Raw genomic sequence first — 19,940 nt, forward strand, 5'->3', positions numbered from 1 at the left:
TAAACATGAAACTAAGAACAAAAATAGGATTTGGTTTAGTGGCCGCACTTGGTTTATTTACCTCTTGTGAAACTACTGAGCTCGAAGGCTTATTGGATAATCCCAATCAGCTAAGACCAGAACAGATTAATCTTGCCTCAGGTATTGATGGTCTACAATTTCAAATGAATAACGTATTTAGAAGTGCTTCAGGTGTTTCTACCGATGCTACTCGTTTGTCACATATGTTTGGTACTACATATCAAAATGCATTTAGTCCTGGTTCAGGGGCAGGAGCTTGGAATGCTGCATATGCAGGAATTCTTTTAGACTCAAATGTGATCATTCCACAATTAGTAGAGCTTGACGCTGCTTATGAAGAAGGAATAGCACGTACTATAAAAGCTTATGCATTGATGACCCTCGTGGATCTTTGGGGAGATGTTCCTTTCGATGAGGCTGCATTAGGTCTTGAAAATTTCAACCCTGCTCTTACACCTGGAGATCAAGTATATGCTGCAGCTTTAGCAGAATTAGATCTGGCAATTGCGGCGTTTGATAGAGATTTAGATCCCGATATTATTACAGGAAGCATTGTAGGGGGAGATATTCCTTTAAACTTATATTTTGCTGGTGACGATATTGGATCACAAGCAAACAAAAGTGAGAACTGGAAGAAATTTGCAACTACGCTACAATTCAAATATCATTTAAACCTTGGCAATGTGGCTGAGTTAAATACTCTTATTGCCAGTGGAAATTTGATTGAAGATAATGAGGATAGTGTTGCACTTCAATATGGAACAAGTACTAATCCTGAATCTAGAAATCCAATTTATGTTCTGGAATACGGTGATGGAAATCCTGAGATTTATATATCAAACAGTCTGATGTATAGAATGGTAGATATTAATAATCAGTATTTCGGTGAAGATCCACGTGCTGCTCACTATTTTTATCGCCAAACTACTGAATTCCCTACAGGAATAACAAATCCATCGATAGGGGATGCACTTCCATGTTTTGATGACCCTTCACCTTACACTCCAGAATTCGTATTTTGTGCATTTGATTTAACCGATGATAGTCCAGCAGCCTATTGGGGTCGTGATCACGGAGATTCCGGAGGTATTCCTCCAGATAATAGCTTGAGAACAACTTTCGGATCATACCCTATTGGAGGAAATGTGGATACTGGCGACGGTGGCGGAGTAAGCGATGGCGATGGTATTAATGGAGAAGGAATATCTCCTTTATTAATGGCGTGGCAAGTCGACATGATGAGAGCAGAAGCAGCGTTACGTTTAGGAACTGCAGATCTTGCTCCTAATGTTTTGTTACAAAGAGCTATTGAAAAATCAGTATCTTTTGTTACAGCCTTTGATAGAAACCCAGATACTGATGATAACGGAATAGCTTTTGCTTCAAATGTAATAGCAGATTTTGACGCTGCAGGTTCTGTAGATGAGCAACTTCAAATATTAGGAACTCAGTTTTGGATTTCTTGTTATCAAAGTGGAAATGAGTTTTACAATTTTTACCGTAGAACTGGATTTCCTAATAACTTACAACCACACCTTCAACTTGGAGCTGCAGGAGATTTCCCTAGATCGTTATTTTATGTAGGAGGAACTGCAAACTTAAATTTATCTGTACAACAAAAACCAGACTTAAATCAGTCAGTTTTCTGGGCAGACTCATCAATACCTTTAAACTAGTATTATTATGAAAAAGATTAAATTTTTATCTCTTTTTGTTTGTGCACTGGCTTTTTTGACAGCGTGTGAAGATGAAGACAAGAGACTTCTTCCATTTGGCGAGCCAGGTGCTGTAGAAGGACGAGCTGGAGTGTTTGTTACCGCAGATATTACTACAGCTGTTATAGATGGTAACGATGTGCCTAACGGAGTATTTGCCTTCACAGTAGGTGCACCTAATAACAATGTTGCCTCTTTTGATATCATAGCGCAACGTAGAACGCCAGCTCCATTAAGTGAGCAGAGCGAGTTTGCACTTATCAAAACGGTTACTACATTCCCGTCAGATGTTGTAATTACAACCGGAGACTTAGCTAGCGCTTTTGGATTAACTGTTGATGAACTAGGTCTTGGTGATACGTTTGTATTTAGAAATGTAGCTACTGGTACTCAAGGTGAAATTGTTGAATTTGATGACCTAGATGCTGACTTACAATCTGAGGGCGGTCAAATGCAAGGTTTTGGTTTATCTACCCTCATAGTATGCCCACTTCCAGATGGCTATGCTACAGGAGATTATGCCGTTGAAACTACCGTTGGTGGTTTCTTTGGAGACATATTCCTACCTCAAACAGTTACGTTATCATCAGCCTCAGTTTACCAGAGAAGCTTCCAAGCTAATTATCTTGAACAGTTCGGTATTGGTCAACCTGACATGACTTTTACCATCAACTTTTTATGTGGCGTACAAACCGGCCGTGATGGAATGGGTACTAATCTAGGATGTGCCGGTGGAGGTCTTAGACTTAACTCGTCTGCAAATGCATTACCATACTCTGAAGATGATGATTCATCATTCGTAATCAACTTTACAGAAGATAGTGTTGGTTGTGGTGGAGTTCCTGCAGGAGAAGTACAAATTACTTTAACGAAATTATAAAACATATTGTGTAGGAGAGATTTCAAAACCCTCCTACACTTTACTTAACTCATTAATATGAAAGCAAATTTTAAGAATATACTCCTTATGAGTGGTTTCGCTGCTTCTTTACTTACCTCTTGTTATAATGACGACGGAGATGTCAAAGTACTTGAAAACAGTGCAAACGATGTAGTTATAGAAGCTACAATTTCATCTACAAGAGACTTTACAGCTCCAGGTGACTTGATTCCTTTTACGGTTATGTTTAGTCAATCCGTAGATAGTTTATCATCTGTAGGTATAGAAGCAAGAGCTGATGACACTTCATTTATAAACACCTATTTTGATCTTCCAGCTGGCGCTACATCTCTTTCAGGTACTGTATTTACGCCAGGCGGAAATGGATTCTCAGCAAGTGGAATAGGGTCTATAAACGACCTTATCGATTTAGAAGTTATTGGATTAGACAGTAATATTGAAGGACAACAAATATTAGTTAACTCTAACGATGTTCAACTTGACGTGTTTGATAGACTTCCTGAGGCAAACTTTGATGCTGCAACTGTTTTATTTGATTGGACTAATCCAGATGCAAATGATCTTGATTTGGTGATTTTTGGTGATGGCGGAACATTAACAGGTTTCACTGGAGATAGATACGAAGAACTTGTATTATCAAGCGATCTTCCTGACGGGGATTACACAGTGCAGTTGCAATTCTTTTTTGCTAATGACACTCCAATAGATTACAATGTATTCATCAGACTAGAAGATGGTGCTACTGTAGAATACAATGGTCAACAAACGTTCACAGATGCAGAAGTTGCAGCTGGAGCAGTCAACTTTGCTACTATTACTAAAGTGAGTGATGCAGATGGAAATCCATCTTTCACTGTTTCTTATTTATAAGCAAAACTAATATTATAATTAAAAAGGGCTACCTTTGTCGAAAGACATGGTAGCCCTTTTCTTTTACAAAATTCTTATGAAAAAAACACTTAACTACATACTTCCTGTTGTCATTATGTTCGCCTTGATAGCTTGTGGTAACACTGATGACGATGCTAATAATGAAGTCCCATTTGATTGCGGATTATCATTGAGCCAAATTGATGAAGCTGATGCTGCATATACGTCAGATGCATCTATGTTTAACTGTAGAAGATTAAGAAATCTACTAGCAGATTATGTAGACAGTAATTGTCCTGCAAATCCTCAATATGAACAAAGAATACAACAACTAGACTGCGATGGTGGAATCAACTAAAAAAGACCTACAAATCTTTGGTACTCGTGCCATCATAGAAGCTATACAAGCTGGTAAAGAAATAGATAAAGTTTTTCTTCAAAAAGGGCTTCATAACCCTTTATTGAGCGAACTCAATACACTCATCAAAAAAAATGGTGTACAAACTTCACATGTACCTATTGAAAAACTAAACAAACTAACACAGCAAAATCACCAAGGTGCCATTGCCGTAGTAAGCGCGATCTCATTTTATGATTTTGAAGAGCTTGTAAATGCTGTTGTAGAAACCGAAGCTGCTCCCTTATTTATATTATTAGATCAATTATCTGATGTAAGAAATTTTGGTGCCATTATACGTACTGCAGAATGCACAGGCGTGCATGGTATCATTATCCCTAAAAAAGGTGGCGCTCCAGTAAATGGTGTGGCTATAAAAACTTCGGCCGGAGCTGCTTTTAACATTCCTATTGCCAAGGTTGACCATATTAAAGATGCCATTTATTACCTACAAGGATCAGGAGTGCAAGTGGTAGCGGCAACAGAAAAAACTGATACTACTTTATTTGAAACAGACCTTACACCACCTACGGCTATAGTAATGGGTCGTGAAGACAGTGGTGTATCTCCTGGCGTTCTCAAAATTGTAGATAAACAAGCAAAACTTCCTCTTAAAGGCTCTATTGCTTCATTAAATGTTTCGGTTGCTTGTGGAGCTTTCTTATATGAAATAGTTAGACAACGCTCATAAACCACCTTTTTCCGGTGTTTTAGGATCTTTGTACTCATAACTTATCACAATAGTTTCCGCTCCTTCATCTTGATCAATTTCTGGAGGCAGTTCAAAGAAGTTTCCATTTTCATCAAACTGCTGCATGAATGGATCATCATCTGAAGAATAATCAGGTTGCTCCCAATTATATGTGACTGGTTTTGGTACTCTTTCGCGAAAGCATAACGCAATCAATCCTCCAGCTATAAATCCAGATAAATGCCCTTCCCAAGATATAGTCTCACTAGTGGGAAGTGTTCCCCATATGAGACTACCATAAAGAAAGACAACTATTAATGATAGTGCAATAAGTCGAAAGTGCTTTGCTAGGATCCCTTTAAAGAAGAGAAAAGAAACTAGCGCATATATCACTCCGCTCATTCCGATATGGTATGAGTCCCGACCTATTAGCCAAGTACCTGTGCCGCTCAATATGACAAGAAGTAAAAGAACACGCCAAGAAATTTTCCTATAAAAATAGAACAAGGCGGCACTAAGCACGAGTAATGGTACGGTATTGTGCCATAAATGTTTGATTCCAGAATGAATAAATGGTGAGAAAATCACACCTTTTATTCCCGTTGCCGTACGTGGTCTCACTCCCCACCTAGTAAAGTCTAACCCAAACTTTATCTCTACCCAGAATACTCCCCACATTAAGAGCACAAATAATAATGGGAATACTACTACCCCATTATAAAACTTAAAATAATCTGCTTCTTTGTTCATAAGAATGTGCTTATCTCTTTAACTACAAATTAACGCCCATAGTCGAAGTAGATGTAATATTGTCACTTAAGACCTTAACAAAATAGCTATTTTTGTACTATGAATACTCCTCTTGCAGAAAGGTTACGCCCAAAAAAATTAGAAGATTACCTCAGCCAGCAGCACCTTGTAGGCCCTAACGGATCACTACAACAGGCGTTAAAGGCGGGTATAATACCGTCGCTTATTTTGTGGGGACCTCCAGGTATAGGAAAAACGACTCTTGCAACTATTATCTCCGAAGAGTCCAACAGACCTTTCTACACGTTGAGCGCTATAAACAGCGGAGTTAAAGATATACGTGACGTTATTGATAAAGCAAAGCAAAGCGGGGGGCTTTTTACACAAAAAAATCCTATCCTTTTTATAGACGAGATTCATAGATTTTCAAAATCGCAGCAAGACTCTCTACTAGGAGCAGTAGAACGAGGTTGGGTAACCTTGGTAGGTGCTACTACCGAAAACCCAAGTTTTGAGGTTATTCCCGCACTGCTCTCACGTTGTCAAGTATATATCCTAAAACCCTTTGAAAAGAAGGATTTAGAATTATTACTTCATAGGGCAATTACAGAAGATAGTATTCTCCAGAAGAAAGATATCACACTCAAAGAAACAGAAGCATTGCTCCGCCTAAGTGGTGGAGATGCACGTAAACTACTCAATATATTTGAACTTATAGTAACTACAGAGTCTCAAAAAGAGGTAATTGTTACTAATGATATGGTGCAATCTAAAGTGCAACAAAATATTGTACGATATGATAAGACTGGAGAGCAGCATTACGATATAATTTCTGCTTTCATCAAATCAATACGAGGAAGTGACCCTAATGCAGCTGTTTACTGGCTTGCACGTATGATAGAAGGCGGGGAGGATGTGAAGTTTATTGCTCGTCGTCTTATTATTGCTGCTTCTGAAGATATTGGGAATGCAAATCCGACGGCATTGGTAATTGCTAATAATTGTTTTCAAGCCGTGACAACTATTGGGTATCCTGAAGCGCGCATTATACTTAGTCAGTGCGTGACTTACCTTGCCACTTCTCCAAAAAGTAATGCATCATACCTTGCAATAGGCAAAGCGCAACAACTAGTAAAACAAACAGGAGACTTATCTGTACCACTCCCGTTACGCAATGCGCCAACGAAGTTGATGAAAGAAATAGGGTATGGTGATGATTACAAGTATTCACATGACTTCCCAGGTAGTTTTGTAAAGCAAGAATTTATGCCACCCGAAATAAGTGGCACTAGATTTTACGAACCCACTAATAACGCGCGCGAAAAAGCTTTACGCGAAAGTTTAAAAGAAAAATGGGGTTCTAAATACGGATATTAAAAGACTATTATTTCTTAATAAAAATCATCTCGATAGGATCTGCAATTCCCTTAATCACACGCTCCACAATAAGACGTCCCTCTTTTAAATATCCTTTTCCTTTAAACTGAGTTGTTGTTACTTGAAAGCGCGCACCTAATTTTACATTAGTGACCTCTCCTATTTTTTGAGAATTTTCAAAAAACTGAATGGATGAACCAGCAGTAAGCGCTTCATAAGCGCCATCTGTACTTACATAAGATTGTACCGCTAACACATTATTTCCAGAAAGTGACTCATTACCTACTCGCTCTTGACTAGAGACAGTAGACTCCACTATGTTCTCCTCCTTTTGAGAATTATCTACTAAAGGTTTCTCAGTCATAGTAGGTTTTTCTTCAACCACCACGGCACCACTTTCTTGATACGCATAATTAAGCTCTTCGATAGATACAAAAGCTCTCCTTAGAGCCTCATGATAACTCTTCTTATAATCTTTAAGCTTGCTAGTTCCTTCTTCTGATAAGAATATTACAGCATCATTACAGTCTAGTAATTTCACGCGCAATTTAGTTCTAAGCATTCCTGAAGATTCTACAATATCTGCACGAAGGTTGTTACACCCATTACGTTTGTAATCTAACGGAAGATTACTTGCCTTTTCCAAGTAAGCCTCAAACCCATATTTATTAAAAAGAAAAGTTGTTAAGCTATTCATTTGATACTGGTCTTGTTCATTCAAAAAATCAAATTTTTCAGGAACAATCACATATTTATAATCATTAACAGATTGAGATATTAATGAAGAACTTATAACGACTGTAAGTAATAAACTAAGTACTAATTTCATGGTAGAATTATTTGTTATTGAATACTAGTTGCATTCCAAGTTGTAAACTCGCTCCTCTAGCCTTTGCAAGATTTGAATATTCTAGTAAGTTATCTGCAGCAAGATAGAGATTAAATTTATCAATTTTTGCACTCATTAAAAGCCCAATATTCTTACTTGAACGTTTGTCATAAGTATACGTAACACGCGAGAGTAATTTATTCCCCCACTGTTTTTCATAGTAACCCGTCAATGCAGTTTGAAAACCTCTAGGCCTCTTTATGCTATATAAATGTGCACCCACTCGATTTTTATAAATTCTTTTTGATTTGGATCTACAATTACACCCCTCTCCCCTATCCTCACCAAAAGAATACTGTACAGAGCCATTTATTTTTAAAGGACGCCAACTAATATAAGGGCTAGATAAACTATCTTCAAGAGTTACGGCATCTTCAAACTCATCTTCTAGTTCCTGCCAGTATGAAGTAGTCTCGACTCCCTGTATAGCGCCTGGAAATTCAAGCTCAATACCACTAGTCTCATAATCACCTCTAGCACTAAAATTCTTCACATCTGCTTTATGCCTCACAAAACCAATATCGATAAGACTTCCAGTGACTAGCCATTGATCATTAATAAAATGTGTGAACCCTACATCTAAACCAAATCCAGCATTATCACTAAGAAAAGCATTACTAACAATTTCATTTACTTCTGTAGACTCTTCTTCTTCAAACAATGATGCAATACCAGAAGTGTTTACTCCTAGACTTACATTACGTAGTTGATGACTATAAAAATTGGGCCCCTCCGGTGTAGTTCTCGTTACAAAAGTCCCAGTATTATCAGTACTATTAATATTTGCAACACTCATATATACTTTAGCTCGCACCCCTAATTGCCAAGAGTCGTTTACTTGCTTCTGCAATCCAAAGTGATATACAGAGAGAGACTCTGCAGTAAACGAAAGATCAGAAAAGTCAAACGCCCTATCAATATAATCTGCATTACCTCTATAGGCCAGTACTGCGATGTCTTTTGGGAAGTAGACAAGTGCATCTATCTCATGATACAAACCTCCAGAGTAATAAACTTCTGACTTCCTTGACCTCCATCCAAAAGACAAAATCTCTAGTTGCTGATTTACACCAAAGTAATCTTTACTATCAAGCTCAGCGATCGCAATATCAATAGAGGTATTAATATCTCTATCTGACCTAAAGAGGTCGTAAGCACTAACTCCAGATGAGCCACCCTCTACAGAAAATCCAGATAAAAAAGGGATTCCTATATGCTTGTCAAAATTAATAACACTTGCTGGATTACTTAACAGTGACTGAGGCAACTCTTGCACATTGTACAATAGCTGTTTATTCTGTGCTGAAACGGTATAGGTTAATACCAGAAAAAGAAAACCAAGTATATATTTCATACTAAAAATCTGATATTTCTAAAGCGTATATAGCTTTACTTTGTAATGAATATTGCCCATTAATAGGTTGTCCATTTAAAAATAGCGTTATCTCATTAACAACTTGAATTGAATTCTTAATGCGTGCTATATCTTCTTCAGAAAGAATAACGTCAAAAGAATTTCTAACAACCTCACCATCTAACGAGCCATTTATCGGGTAATTTAATTCATATTGCACACGACCTGATTGATCAAGAAAAAGTGATTTATTTACTACATTCTGAGATAATGTACTCTCACTTTGATACATAAACGACAACTCCTTTAATGATTCTTGAACAATTGCATCATTTATAAACTCAAGCCTAGTTGTGTCTCTTATAACAATTTGAGAACCCACATTAGGCGCCGCCTGAAAGTTTGCTGCATTAAGTGTAAAAAAAACTAAATCTGCATCCACTCTAGGGCTCAAGACTACCTCATCTACACGGTCTGTATCAATATCACTAACGCAGGATGTTGTTAACACTAGTAAGCTTAAAGCGAAAAAATAAAAAAAACGTCTATAAGAAATCATATGTCACTTGATTGTTACGTAGTACCGTATTAAAACGATGCAGGTTTAGCCTTATTGTTAAAGATACTCTTTGAGTTGTGGTATACTCTTGACTTCTTTAATGCCTGATGGTAATTTCAATTTATGGTAATTGAAACATATTGCATCCATTCCTACATTTATAGCCCCTACAATATCTGCCTCATACGTATCCCCTATCATGAGGCTAGTACTAGCAGTAGCTCCTGCTTTTTCCATAGCTACATGAAAAATTTTAGGATTTGGTTTCTTAACATTGGCAGACTCACTAGTGGTCATAGTTTGAAAATAAGGGGTAAGTCCTGACTTCTTCATTTTGGTAGTTTGCACTTCTTGAAAGCCATTAGTAATAATGTGCATCTTATAATTAGGCGCTAGATAATCTAATAACTCGATAGTACCATCAAATAGAAAGTTATTCTGTGGCAAGTGATTAATGTAATCATCAGAGAGTCTATCAATAATATCATCTGTAACAGAAATCCCCATCTTGTCAAAGGTCTTTTTAAATCTTCCGTAGCGCAGCTGTGCTTTCGTGATACGTTCTTCTCTATACCATTTCCATTGCTGGAAATTTATAGGACTATAAACTTCTAAGAACTCGTCATAATTAATAGAGAGATTGTTGAGTTCAAAAATTTTGGCGAAAGCCAAACCACTATTACGGTCAAAGTCCCATAATGTGTGATCAAGGTCAAAAAATATATCTGTAATATTAGCCATTTGCTAGTAAGTGTCTAAAGAGTTTTTTGCTGTAAATATCATCAAAGGAGGCATTAGAAAAAGAAATTCTAAATACGCCTCCCACGTTCTTAAGGCGGTCTTGTAACTCCTTGAGAAGTACAAAATCAATGGTATGGTTTTTATAATTTATAATTGCATCAGACTGCATGCAAACTGGGTTTACGACTAGTGGAGTCTGGATTTCATAATCAAGATCGTAATACAAGAATGATTGTGATGTACCTGCTCTAAAACCTATAATACCGTCATAGCCCATAGTAAAATCTTGTTGAATCTCTTGATCTAAAGCATCGCGATACACGTGCGGTAAATTCAATTTAAAATTTGAGATGTGTATGCTACGCAAGGGTCTATGTTCTATTTCTTCTAGACGCTTTCGTTCTAGACCTAAGGAAACCTTGTCACGTGCAGCTTGTGGCGATACTAACAGACCTACTTTGCAATAATCACCCACCATTTTTATGGTAGTTTGAAAGCTACGCTTAGAATGTTTAATATTCTTACCATCCTTACCATAATCTCCCACTTGAAAAAATACTTGAAAGAGGCATTTTTCATTTTTCTGCACATTAGTAAGCCAGCCGAAGGTGTCGTAAGGATCTTTACGTGCACCTACTAATACTTGTGTGCGTCGTAAAATTTCGCGCAAGCGTAATTTACTTATATCTCTCACATAACCTCCTAGCATGCGTAACACGCCTAGCTTTCTGTATTTGAAAGCCTGAGGCACCGTAACCATCATATGTGTATGATAGGTGCTTTCTTTCAACTCAATTGCTGGAAAACTATTAACTAGTACTGCTGCAAAACGATGTATCCATATATCAATGACTGGCTGCTGTAAAAAATCATGTATTCCCCCTAGACTTTCTGAAGCGGGAAAGCGTCCCAAGTCATCCTTTACATGTGGTAAATACTCTTCATACCTACTTAATAAATAAAATGTTGCGGCAAAAATATCATAGGGAATCTCAGTTGTTGCTTCTCTTATTTGAAAAAAACAAGGAACTCCATCCCAGTCTTGTACGCTTATATCCATAGAAAGTACTCCTTGATCAAAGAGCAAGTCTGTGCTTCTTATGTGAAGTTCGTTACCTAATTTTTTGTTAGTATAAGAAAGTTTAGGTCCCTCGTGAGCAATAAAAGCTTCTAACTTGCTAGTAAATTGCACAGGCACGCCTAAAATACGCGTACATATATGTTTGAATGTATATGAAACACGAGGTGTGATTTTATGCGTATAAACAAGTAACATGAGGCAGGCAGTGATTATAGAATGCCGTCATCGGCAAAGCTAAAATACTGTTTTTCGGTCACAATAATATGGTCTAAGACTTGGATATCTAGACTCTGCGCAGCCGTTTTCAGTTTGGCAGTAAGTAGCTTATCTGCTTGTGATGGTTTAAGGGTTCCAGAAGGGTGATTGTGCCCTAAAATCATTCCCACAGCACTGAGTTCTATGGCTGTTTTCATTACCAGCCTTACATCTACTAGTGTTCCCGTGAGTCCGCCTTTACTCACTTGCTCTTTGCGTAGTACCTTGTTTGAATTGTTTAGAAAAAGCACCCAGAATTCCTCGTGCCCTAACTCTCCTATGATGGGTTGTAAAATTTGATAAGCATCTTTTGAGGAAGAAATACGCTTTCGCGAAAGCGTCTCTCCACCACTTCTCCTTCTCCCTAGTTCTAGCGCAGCAGCGATAGTAACGGCCTTTGCCTCTCCTATTCCTTTAAATTTCATTAAATCTTTTACCGAAAACTTACCCAGCTCCGAAAGATTATTCTCGGCTTGTGAGAGAATGCGCTTACTTAGTGAGACTGCGCTTTCCTCTCTAGAACCAGAACTTATTAAAATAGCGATTAACTCTGCATCAGATAATACAGAACGTCCCTTGACCATTAGTTTCTCTCGTGGCCTATCATCTTCAGACCAATTTTTTATAGAAATATAGGAAGCAGCGTCTGTAGATGATTTTATAGCCATAAGCCTTAAATATAATGCTTTAGTCTGAATATCTGCACTTTAGCTATGCAATTGACTTTAGTGCATATTGCTAAAACTATAACTACAAAGAGTGCACTAGGTAATACCGCAACGCTTAGTATATAAAAGGTGTCTTCCTATTTAAGGATATGAAGAATGAGAAAATGGTACATTTACATCTAAAAGCTATATATGTCAGAAATCATCACTTCCATTTTCTTCATTTTTGCAGTGATCGACCCCATAGGATCTATCCCTGTATATCTAGAGGCTACAAAAGAATTTGATTTACGTCACAAAAAGAAAATTGCCGTTAGAGCTTCTGTGATAGCATTTTTAATACTCTTATTTTTTATAGTGATAGGACAGCTCATTCTTGAAGGAATGTCTGTATCCTTGAATGCCTTCCAGATTTCTGGAGGTGTAATACTATTTCTATTTGCGCTTACTATGATTTTTGGCGATGGTAAACCAGAAGACGAAAAAAATAAAATTACAGATTATAAACACGTTACCATATTCCCCATTGCAATACCGTCTATTGCTTCTCCTGGAGCAATTATGGCTGTGGTTTTAATGACAGATAACCATATTTACTCTATACAGGAACAGTTTATAGCTACAGCACTCGTGCTGTTTGTGATAGGACTTACTTGTTTGATTTTACTTGGAGCAAATAAACTTCAAGATCGCATAGGTAACTACGGGATTACTGTTATTAGTAAAATAATGGGACTCATCTTAGCCGCGTATGCTGTACAAAGTATTTTGAGCGGGATAAGCTCTTATTTTGGGACAGGTATCGCTTAAAATTTATTTCAAGACCTCATAATCATCATCATGTTTTTAATAGACAAGCCCTTTGCTTCAGATTTTCTTATTGCAACTATAAAAGAAAATAACTACCCCATTATTGCCACTCCAATTGCAAAGTCCATTATTCAAGATGACACGCTCAACTGGATAGAGGAGCAGGATGCGGTAGCTATCTATAACGATAATCCAGAAACAGCATTATATTCAAACTCAGAAAACGCGCTGGTATGGATAGAAGAGCACCTAGGAGATAGCACACTTGCTCGTCAAATAAATATTTTAAAAGACAAAGTCCAATTTAGAGAGCTTACTAAAAGCTTGTTTCCAGACTTTTATTTTCAAAAGCTTTCTCTAACTGATGTCCATCTTCTAGATGTCGAAACATTAAAATTCCCCTTTGTTATTAAACCTAGTGTTGGCTTTTTCAGCATAGGAGTTCATATCATCCACGATCAACATGATTGGAAACAGGCAAAGAAGGAATTACACCCAGAGAAGCTCAAAAGCATCTTTCCTAAAAATGTGCTGGACACCACATATTTTATTATTGAAGAATTTATTCAAGGAGAAGAATTTGCTATAGATTACTATCACAATGCAAATGGTGAGGTTGTAATTTTAAACATTTTACACCACCTATTCTCTTCTGGCAAAGATACTAGCGATCGCGTTTATTGCACCTCAAAAGATACTATCACCACACATAGTGCTGCCATACATGAATTCTTAAGTGCATTAGGACAAGAATTACAACTCAAGAATTTTCCTGCGCATGCAGAGATACGCATCCATGCTTCTGGAAAAATCACTCCTATTGAGATTAATCCACTGCGTTTTGGTGGATTTTGTACTACGGGTGACTCACTTGGTGTTACCTTAGATTTTAATTCTTATGTATGCTTTCGCGAAAGCAAAAAACCTAACTGGGACCACATATTTAAAGGCAAGGAGGATAAAGTCTTTAGCATAATTATACTAGACAATAGTACGGGTATCCCTGCCGAAAGCATCAAAAGTTTTGACTACAAAAAGATAGCTACAAAGTTTGAAAAACCAGTACTAGTAAGACCTCTGGATATACATAGCTATCCTGTATTTGGATTTATTTTTACAGAGACGAGCTCTGGTAATGAGCGCGAACTCACAGATATCTTAACTTCTGATTTAAAGGAATACGTTACTATATAATCTCAATAGCGTTGCTTGAATTTTATAATAAGACTAACACTTTCTATTCGCTGGGCGTAAATCGCCGTACTATCTTTACAGCCTCTAAGAAGTACCATATATTATAAAACTCATATTATGAATAAAACAATACTATCGCTGCTTGTTGTATTTTCTATTATAAGCTGCAAGAACACTACAGAAACAAAAGAAGTACAAAAAACTCAAGAAAGCCCAGTAATTACTGAAGTAGCTACCTTTACAGGACAACAGGTAACAGGTGTTACGGTAAGTAATGAAGGTAGAATATTTGCTAATTTTCCAAGATGGAGAAAAGGTGTAGAAAACTCTGTAGTTGAAGTATTAGAAAATAATGAGTCAGCTGCATTCCCTAACGAACAGTGGAATACATGGGAAGATGGAAAAGAAGTTAATGATTCGCTTTTTGAAGCGGTACAATCTGTAGTCGCTTTCAATAATGACTTATATGTAGTGGATACACGTAATCCATTATTTGGTGGTGTGATTGACAACCCAAAAATCTTTGTATTTGACTTAACTACAAACTCATTAAAACGCACTTACACTATTGATGAAACTAGCATTCATAAAGACTCATACATAAACGATGTGCGTATAGACGCAAAAAACAACAAAGCTTACTTTACAGACTCTGGACATGCAGGACTTGTAGTTTTAGACCTTGAGTCTGGAGCATCTAAAAGAGTTTTAAATGAACACACCTCAACACTAGCTGAAGTAAGCCAACTTACTTTTCCTGATGGCAGTACTTGGGAGAACACAGTACATTCTGATGGTATTGCATTAGATGTAAATAATGACATTTTATATTACCACGCACTGAGCGGTTATAACTTATACGCTATCCCAACGGCAACACTTATTAAAGGCACACAAGAAGAAATAGAAAATAGCGTATCGCTAGTTAAAAAAACAAGCGCACCAGATGGGATGATACTTGATGATGCTGGTAACCTATACTTCGCCGACTTAGAGAATAACAAGGTGATGAAAATGGATGCTAACACTAAAGAAGTTTCTACACTTATTGAAGGTGACCAAGTACGCTGGGCAGATACCTTTAGTATTTACAAAGGCGATTTATATTACACCAACTCTAGAATAAATGAAATTACAGGTCCTCTAGGAGATATGAAATTTACTATCAATAAAGTGAGTATTGATTAAATAAAAGCCTTTTAACTTCAGGTATTAAAAAACCGCTTTATCCTTTAAGATAAAGCGGTTTTTCTATTTAACAATTTACATATTCTTAATAAGCATCATCATGTACAAAAGCAACAGCTCTACCTGATGGATCATTCATGTTTTTAAAAGCTTCATCCCATTCTAGTGCTGTAGGTGTACTACAAGCTACACTTGGCACAGAAGGCACACAGCGTGCTGCAGCATCACTTGGGAAGTGCTCTTCAAAAATAGTACGGTAGTAAAACTCTTCTTTATTTTGAGGCGTATGTATAGGGAATCTATGATGTGCATTTTCCATTTGAGTTGCACTCACGGCTTCATCTACTATGTCCTTAAGACTATCAATCCATGAGTAACCTACACCGTCTGAGAACTGCTCTTTCTGTCTCCAGGCTACGCTTTCAGGTAAATACTTTTCAAAGGCTTTACGCAAGATCCATTTTTCCATCTTACGCTCCTTAGTAATCATTTTATCTTGAGGGTTAAGACGCATAGCGACATCCATAAATTCTTTATCTAAGAAAGGAACACGTCCTTCTATTCCCCAGGCTGCAAGTGATTTATTTGCCCGTAGACAGTCATACATGTGTAACTTATCTAGTTTACGCACGGTTTCCTCATGAAACTCTTTGGCATTAGGCGCCTTATGAAAATATAGATATCCTCCAAAAATCTCATCTGCCCCTTCTCCAGAGAGTACCATTTTTACTCCCATAGATTTAATCACACGTGCCATTAAGTACATAGGCGTACTCGCTCTTATCGTGGTGATATCATACGTTTCTAGATGGTAGATTACATCACGTATAGCATCTAGTCCTTCTTGTATCGTAAACTCAATAGGATGATGTACTGTCCCTATATGATCTGCAACTACCTGAGCAGCTGCAAGATCTGGAGAACCTTTGAGTCCTATACTAAAAGAATGTAACTGTGGCCACCATGCAGCTTGCTCATCACCAGATTCTATACGCTTTTCTGCATATAGCTTTGCAACTGCACTGGTGATTGAAGAATCTAAACCTCCAGAAAGCAATACCCCATAAGGCACATCACTCATAAGTTGGCGTTTTATAGATGCCGCTAGTGCATCGTGCAACTCTTCTATACTTGACTCGTTATCTTTTACGTTATCAAATTCCATCCACTCGCGAGAATACCAGCGTGTGAGCTCTCCTGTTACACTAGAGTAGTAATGTCCTGGAGGAAATAATTCTATCTTAGAGCAAACACCTTCTAGTGCCTTCAACTCAGAAGCCACATAAAAAGTCCCATGCTGATCCCATCCCATGTATAGCGGAATAATTCCCATGTGATCACGGGCCACAAAATATTCATCTTTTGCTACGTCATATAGCGCAAATCCAAAAATCCCATTAAGTTTATCGCAAAAGTCGTGACCGTATTCTTTATAAAGTGCTAGTATGATCTCACAGTCTGATGCTGTTTGAAACTCATAATCACCTGTTATAGTCTCACGCAATTCTTTATGATTATATATCTCGCCATTTGCCGCAAGTACTAGACTCTTATCTTTTGAAAATAATGGTTGTTTTCCAGAAGCTGGATCTACTATAGACAGACGTTCATGTGTCATGATCGCTTTATCATTATTAAACACGCCATTCCAATCCGGCCCTCTATGGCGAATTTTTTTTGACATTTCTAATAATTGGGGGCGTAAATCTTCGGCTTTCTCCTTGAGATCAAAGGCGCATACAATTCCACACATGATTTTAAATATTTATTGTTATTGATAAGTCAAATATGCGATTATACTTCATTTAATAAAACGTTTATACAACATACAGTTACATATTATAACTAAATATCAATTAAACGTATTAATATGAAGGTATACGCTTTCGCGAAAGCGTACTTCTAAAACATTTTGAAAGTTTTAGCACTTTTGTAAGACTTACAACATAACTTTGAAGAAGCCTTGAGAGGTATTTCAAGACTAATTAACTCTTAAACACAATTACTATTATGAAAAAGTTTTTTATGACTGCTATGGTTGCACTAGCGTTTGTTGCTGCACCATCTGTAACTGCACAAGATTTTAAAGTAGACAAAAGCCCAATGGATCAAGCGGCTTTTCCATCTAATTACAAGGAATCAAATAAACAAGTAAAAGTAACATATAGCCGCCCTCAACTTAAGGAGCGTGAGCTTTCTAAACTTGCTCCAGACGGAAAAGTATGGAGATTAGGTGCAAATGAAGCAGCAGAGATTACACTTTACAAGGATATGAAATTAGGTACTACTCCAGTAAAAGCAGGAACGTACACAATGTATGCAATGCCTAATGGAGCCGAGTGGACCATTATTTTAAGCTCTGATCTCAATGTATGGGGATCTTACTTTTACAAAGAAGCAAATGATGTAGCTCGTATCACGGTACCAGTAACACAAGCAGATGAGTCTATTGAGTATTTTGGGATGGAATTCTTACCTGTAGATCAAGGAGCTCACCTTCACATGGCGTGGGGTAATGCTCGCGTAGAAGTACCTTTCTATAACTAAACATAGGCCTTAGGCTAAAAAACAGAAAACTGGATTCTCATTCTTGAGAATCCAGTTTTTTTTATGTGTTAGAATGGGTATTTAGTGCACTATTCTTCAAAATTACCATCGAGCCACCTAGCTACTTTAAGTTCCCACTGTACTTCTTTCATATGATCGATAGAGTGGTTTGTTTCTTTATCAAATAATTGCTGGGTAGCAATGCGCTCCTCCTCTACTTCTTTATAAAGCATTTTTATTTCTTCAAGACTATTTGATGTAAATGCAAACGCGGCTACTTTATCTTTAAGTTTACGGGCATATACCTCAGTAATATTAAAATGTGTTTGCTCATGAGCTAGGAGATGCTTACTCTTTTCTTGGTGTCGCACCCATGAATACTCTGGATAGAAATGAGCAGTAACTGTTAGACTTTCTTTGTCTATGTACCCATCACCATCTGCTGCATATCCTTGACTAATCCCCGTACTTGAACTAGCTGCCCATCTCTCTAGCGAATCTGGTGTTCCTTTAAAATCTGACCATTGCAATACTCGGTTACTATTCCAAGCAAGTCTTTCTGGAGCATCAGAGACAGACACTAAGGCTATTGCAAATAATATGATTAATACTCTACTCAATGCTATTAGGTTTTTTGTTTCTTCTTGCGTGCTGCTGGAAACAGTACGTTATTTAAAATCAAACGATAACCAGGTGAGTTAGGATGTAGTTCTAACTCTGTCTTAGGATCACCTACTCTATGCTGATAATCTTCTGGATCGTGCCCTCCATAAAAGGTAAAAAATCCTTTTCCTTTAATCCCGTGAATGTATCTCGCTTCACCATTTGTGAGATTTTCTCCCATGACTAGCACATTAGATTTTATAGTCTCAGGATCATAACTCGTAGTCTGTCCCATAAACCCTTTTACAAGTGCCGTATGATTTTGACAAAGCATCGTAGGGATAGGATCCCATTTTGCACTATAATCTTTTAAGGTAAAATAGTCTGTTTGAAAAGGAATCTTACGCTTGCGTGTCATATCAATAGACGAAAACTCATAGGTAGTAGGAGAACGTTCTAGCGTATAATTTTTAAAAGCAAATGTTTTTTGAAAATCTATTTTTGAAGTATATCCTGGTTCGCTAGGATCTCCGTCAAACATTGGTTCGCAAATATCTACTCCCTCGGCAGAGAGGGCAATATCAAAGCTATCTGTTGCACTACACATGGCAAACATAAAACCTCCACCCACAACATAGTCACGTATCTTCAGAGCTACATCTCCTTTTTCCTTTGAGACCTTATTGTAACCTAATTGGGCCGCAAGTGCTTCGGCAGCTTTTTTCTCTTCTATGTACCAAGGCGAGGCACGATAAGAACCATAAAATTTTCCAAACTGCCCAGTAAAATCCTCGTGATGCAAGTGCAACCAGTCATATAAAATAAGTTGATCACTCAGTACTTCTGTATCGTAAATCGTAGTATAAGGTATCTCTGCATAGGTAAGCACCATGGTTACGGCATCATCCCAAGGCACCTTACTGTCTGGTGTGTAAACAGCAATTTTTGGTGCTTTTTCTAATACAATTGCTTCCATATTCTGAGATGGACTTGCTATTTCTGTTAGAATTTGCTCCGTTTGTCCGTCTGATAATACTTCATAAGAGACACCACGTATGGTACACTCGCGGCGTACCTCTTCGGTATCTGGCAGCAAGAAAGAGCCGCCTCTATAGTTAAGCAACCATTTTACTTTTTGGTTTTTATCAAGTGACCAGTACGTGATTCCATAAGCTTTAAGATGCTCCCTTTGTGACTCTACATCCATAGGAATGAGGATATATGACGCTTTCGCGAAAGCGAAATTCATTATCAAAAAGGATAATATAAGTAGTTTCTTCATTGTCAATTTTATAACGTTGAAATTACAAAAATCGTGCACAAAAAAAA

Annotated in this window: 20 protein-coding genes; 10 read left to right on the forward strand and 10 right to left on the reverse strand. The window is 37.4% G+C overall.

From position 1 onward, the window contains the following. Positions 1–5 precede the first annotated feature (5 nt). From SJY23_RS01810 to rlmB, 5 genes are read left to right on the forward strand one after another with little or no spacing between them, the layout of a single operon-like run. Positions 6–1,697 carry a SusD/RagB family nutrient-binding outer membrane lipoprotein gene (locus tag SJY23_RS01810; protein WP_396597234.1) on the forward strand — a complete coding sequence of 564 codons (1,692 nt, stop codon included), beginning with the start codon at positions 6–8 and terminating at the stop codon, positions 1,695–1,697. 7 nt (positions 1,698–1,704) lie between these two features. Next, positions 1,705–2,616, forward strand: a complete 912-nt coding sequence (locus SJY23_RS01815; RefSeq protein WP_396597235.1) for a hypothetical protein — start codon at positions 1,705–1,707, stop codon at positions 2,614–2,616. A 57-nt stretch (positions 2,617–2,673) separates the two neighbouring features. Beyond that, entirely contained in the window at positions 2,674–3,507 is an 834-nt protein-coding gene (locus SJY23_RS01820; protein WP_396597236.1) for a hypothetical protein, read from the forward strand. 34 nt (positions 3,508–3,541) lie between these two features. Continuing rightward, complete coding sequence (locus SJY23_RS01825) at positions 3,542–3,865, forward strand: hypothetical protein (protein ID WP_396597237.1); 324 nt, start codon at positions 3,542–3,544, stop codon at positions 3,863–3,865. Further along, entirely contained in the window at positions 3,849–4,595 is a 747-nt protein-coding gene (rlmB, locus tag SJY23_RS01830; protein ID WP_396597238.1) for a 23S rRNA (guanosine(2251)-2'-O)-methyltransferase RlmB, read from the forward strand. Before SJY23_RS01825 ends, rlmB begins: the two co-directional genes overlap by 17 nt. Here the strand turns inward: rlmB and SJY23_RS01835 are convergent. Continuing rightward, positions 4,590–5,345, reverse strand: coding sequence for a rhomboid family intramembrane serine protease (locus tag SJY23_RS01835; protein ID WP_396597239.1), 756 nt, complete (start codon positions 5,343–5,345; stop codon positions 4,590–4,592). The two genes, rlmB and SJY23_RS01835, sit on opposite strands and share 6 nt — an antisense overlap. Before the next feature lie 99 nt (positions 5,346–5,444). On the opposite strand from SJY23_RS01835, the gene SJY23_RS01840 reads away from it, so the two are divergent. Next, positions 5,445–6,722 (forward strand): replication-associated recombination protein A, encoded by a 1,278-nt coding sequence (locus SJY23_RS01840; protein ID WP_035335907.1) that lies wholly within the window; start codon positions 5,445–5,447, stop codon positions 6,720–6,722. Positions 6,723–6,729: 7 nt separating this feature from the next. On the opposite strand, the gene SJY23_RS01845 is transcribed toward SJY23_RS01840, so the two are convergent. From SJY23_RS01845 to radC, 6 genes are all read right to left on the reverse strand, one after another. Then, entirely contained in the window at positions 6,730–7,551 is an 822-nt protein-coding gene (locus SJY23_RS01845; RefSeq protein ID WP_396597240.1) for a hypothetical protein, read from the reverse strand. A 7-nt stretch (positions 7,552–7,558) separates the two neighbouring features. Then, a complete protein-coding gene (locus tag SJY23_RS01850; protein ID WP_396597241.1) occupies positions 7,559–8,965 on the reverse strand; it encodes a DUF5723 family protein in 1,407 nt (468 codons plus the stop codon). Between the two features lies 1 nt (position 8,966). Continuing rightward, positions 8,967–9,476, reverse strand: coding sequence for a hypothetical protein (locus SJY23_RS01855; RefSeq protein ID WP_396597242.1), 510 nt, complete (start codon positions 9,474–9,476; stop codon positions 8,967–8,969). Between the two features lie 105 nt (positions 9,477–9,581). Further along, a complete protein-coding gene (locus SJY23_RS01860; protein ID WP_035335902.1) occupies positions 9,582–10,265 on the reverse strand; it encodes a YjjG family noncanonical pyrimidine nucleotidase in 684 nt (227 codons plus the stop codon). Then, positions 10,258–11,541, reverse strand: a complete 1,284-nt coding sequence (locus tag SJY23_RS01865) for a polysaccharide deacetylase family protein (protein WP_035335901.1) — start codon at positions 11,539–11,541, stop codon at positions 10,258–10,260. The genes SJY23_RS01860 and SJY23_RS01865 overlap by 8 nt, the downstream gene beginning before the upstream one ends. A gap of 14 nt (positions 11,542–11,555) precedes the next feature. After that, positions 11,556–12,269: a DNA repair protein RadC gene (gene radC, locus SJY23_RS01870; RefSeq protein ID WP_051583841.1), complete on the reverse strand. Its 714-nt coding sequence runs from the start codon at positions 12,267–12,269 to the stop codon at positions 11,556–11,558. 192 nt (positions 12,270–12,461) lie between these two features. On the opposite strand from radC, the gene SJY23_RS01875 reads away from it, so the two are divergent. The 3 genes from SJY23_RS01875 (at position 12,462) to SJY23_RS01885 (ending at position 15,461) form a co-directional block, all read left to right on the forward strand. After that, positions 12,462–13,079 (forward strand): MarC family protein, encoded by a 618-nt coding sequence (locus SJY23_RS01875; protein WP_035335900.1) that lies wholly within the window; start codon positions 12,462–12,464, stop codon positions 13,077–13,079. A gap of 30 nt (positions 13,080–13,109) precedes the next feature. Beyond that, a complete protein-coding gene (locus SJY23_RS01880; protein ID WP_396597243.1) occupies positions 13,110–14,273 on the forward strand; it encodes an ATP-grasp domain-containing protein in 1,164 nt (387 codons plus the stop codon). 117 nt (positions 14,274–14,390) lie between these two features. Further along, positions 14,391–15,461 (forward strand): L-dopachrome tautomerase-related protein, encoded by a 1,071-nt coding sequence (locus SJY23_RS01885; RefSeq protein WP_396597244.1) that lies wholly within the window; start codon positions 14,391–14,393, stop codon positions 15,459–15,461. Positions 15,462–15,546: 85 nt separating this feature from the next. Here SJY23_RS01885 and asnB read toward each other — a convergent pair whose 3' ends face one another. After that, entirely contained in the window at positions 15,547–17,214 is a 1,668-nt protein-coding gene (asnB, locus tag SJY23_RS01890; protein ID WP_396597245.1) for an asparagine synthase B, read from the reverse strand. 257 nt (positions 17,215–17,471) lie between these two features. Here asnB and SJY23_RS01895 point away from each other — a divergent pair, with 257 nt between their 5' ends. Then, on the forward strand, positions 17,472–18,008 hold the full coding sequence (locus SJY23_RS01895) for a DUF2911 domain-containing protein (RefSeq protein ID WP_035335895.1): 537 nt from the start codon (positions 17,472–17,474) through the stop codon (positions 18,006–18,008). An 89-nt stretch (positions 18,009–18,097) separates the two neighbouring features. On the opposite strand, the gene SJY23_RS01900 is transcribed toward SJY23_RS01895, so the two are convergent. Next, entirely contained in the window at positions 18,098–18,628 is a 531-nt protein-coding gene (locus SJY23_RS01900) for a hypothetical protein (RefSeq protein WP_035335893.1), read from the reverse strand. Between the two features lie 5 nt (positions 18,629–18,633). Further along, a complete protein-coding gene (locus tag SJY23_RS01905; protein WP_396597246.1) occupies positions 18,634–19,893 on the reverse strand; it encodes an asparagine synthetase B in 1,260 nt (419 codons plus the stop codon). Positions 19,894–19,940 lie beyond the last annotated feature (47 nt).

It is taken from the genome of Dokdonia sp. R86516, assembly GCF_044596715.1.
Classification (GTDB): Bacteria; Bacteroidota; Bacteroidia; order Flavobacteriales; family Flavobacteriaceae; genus Dokdonia.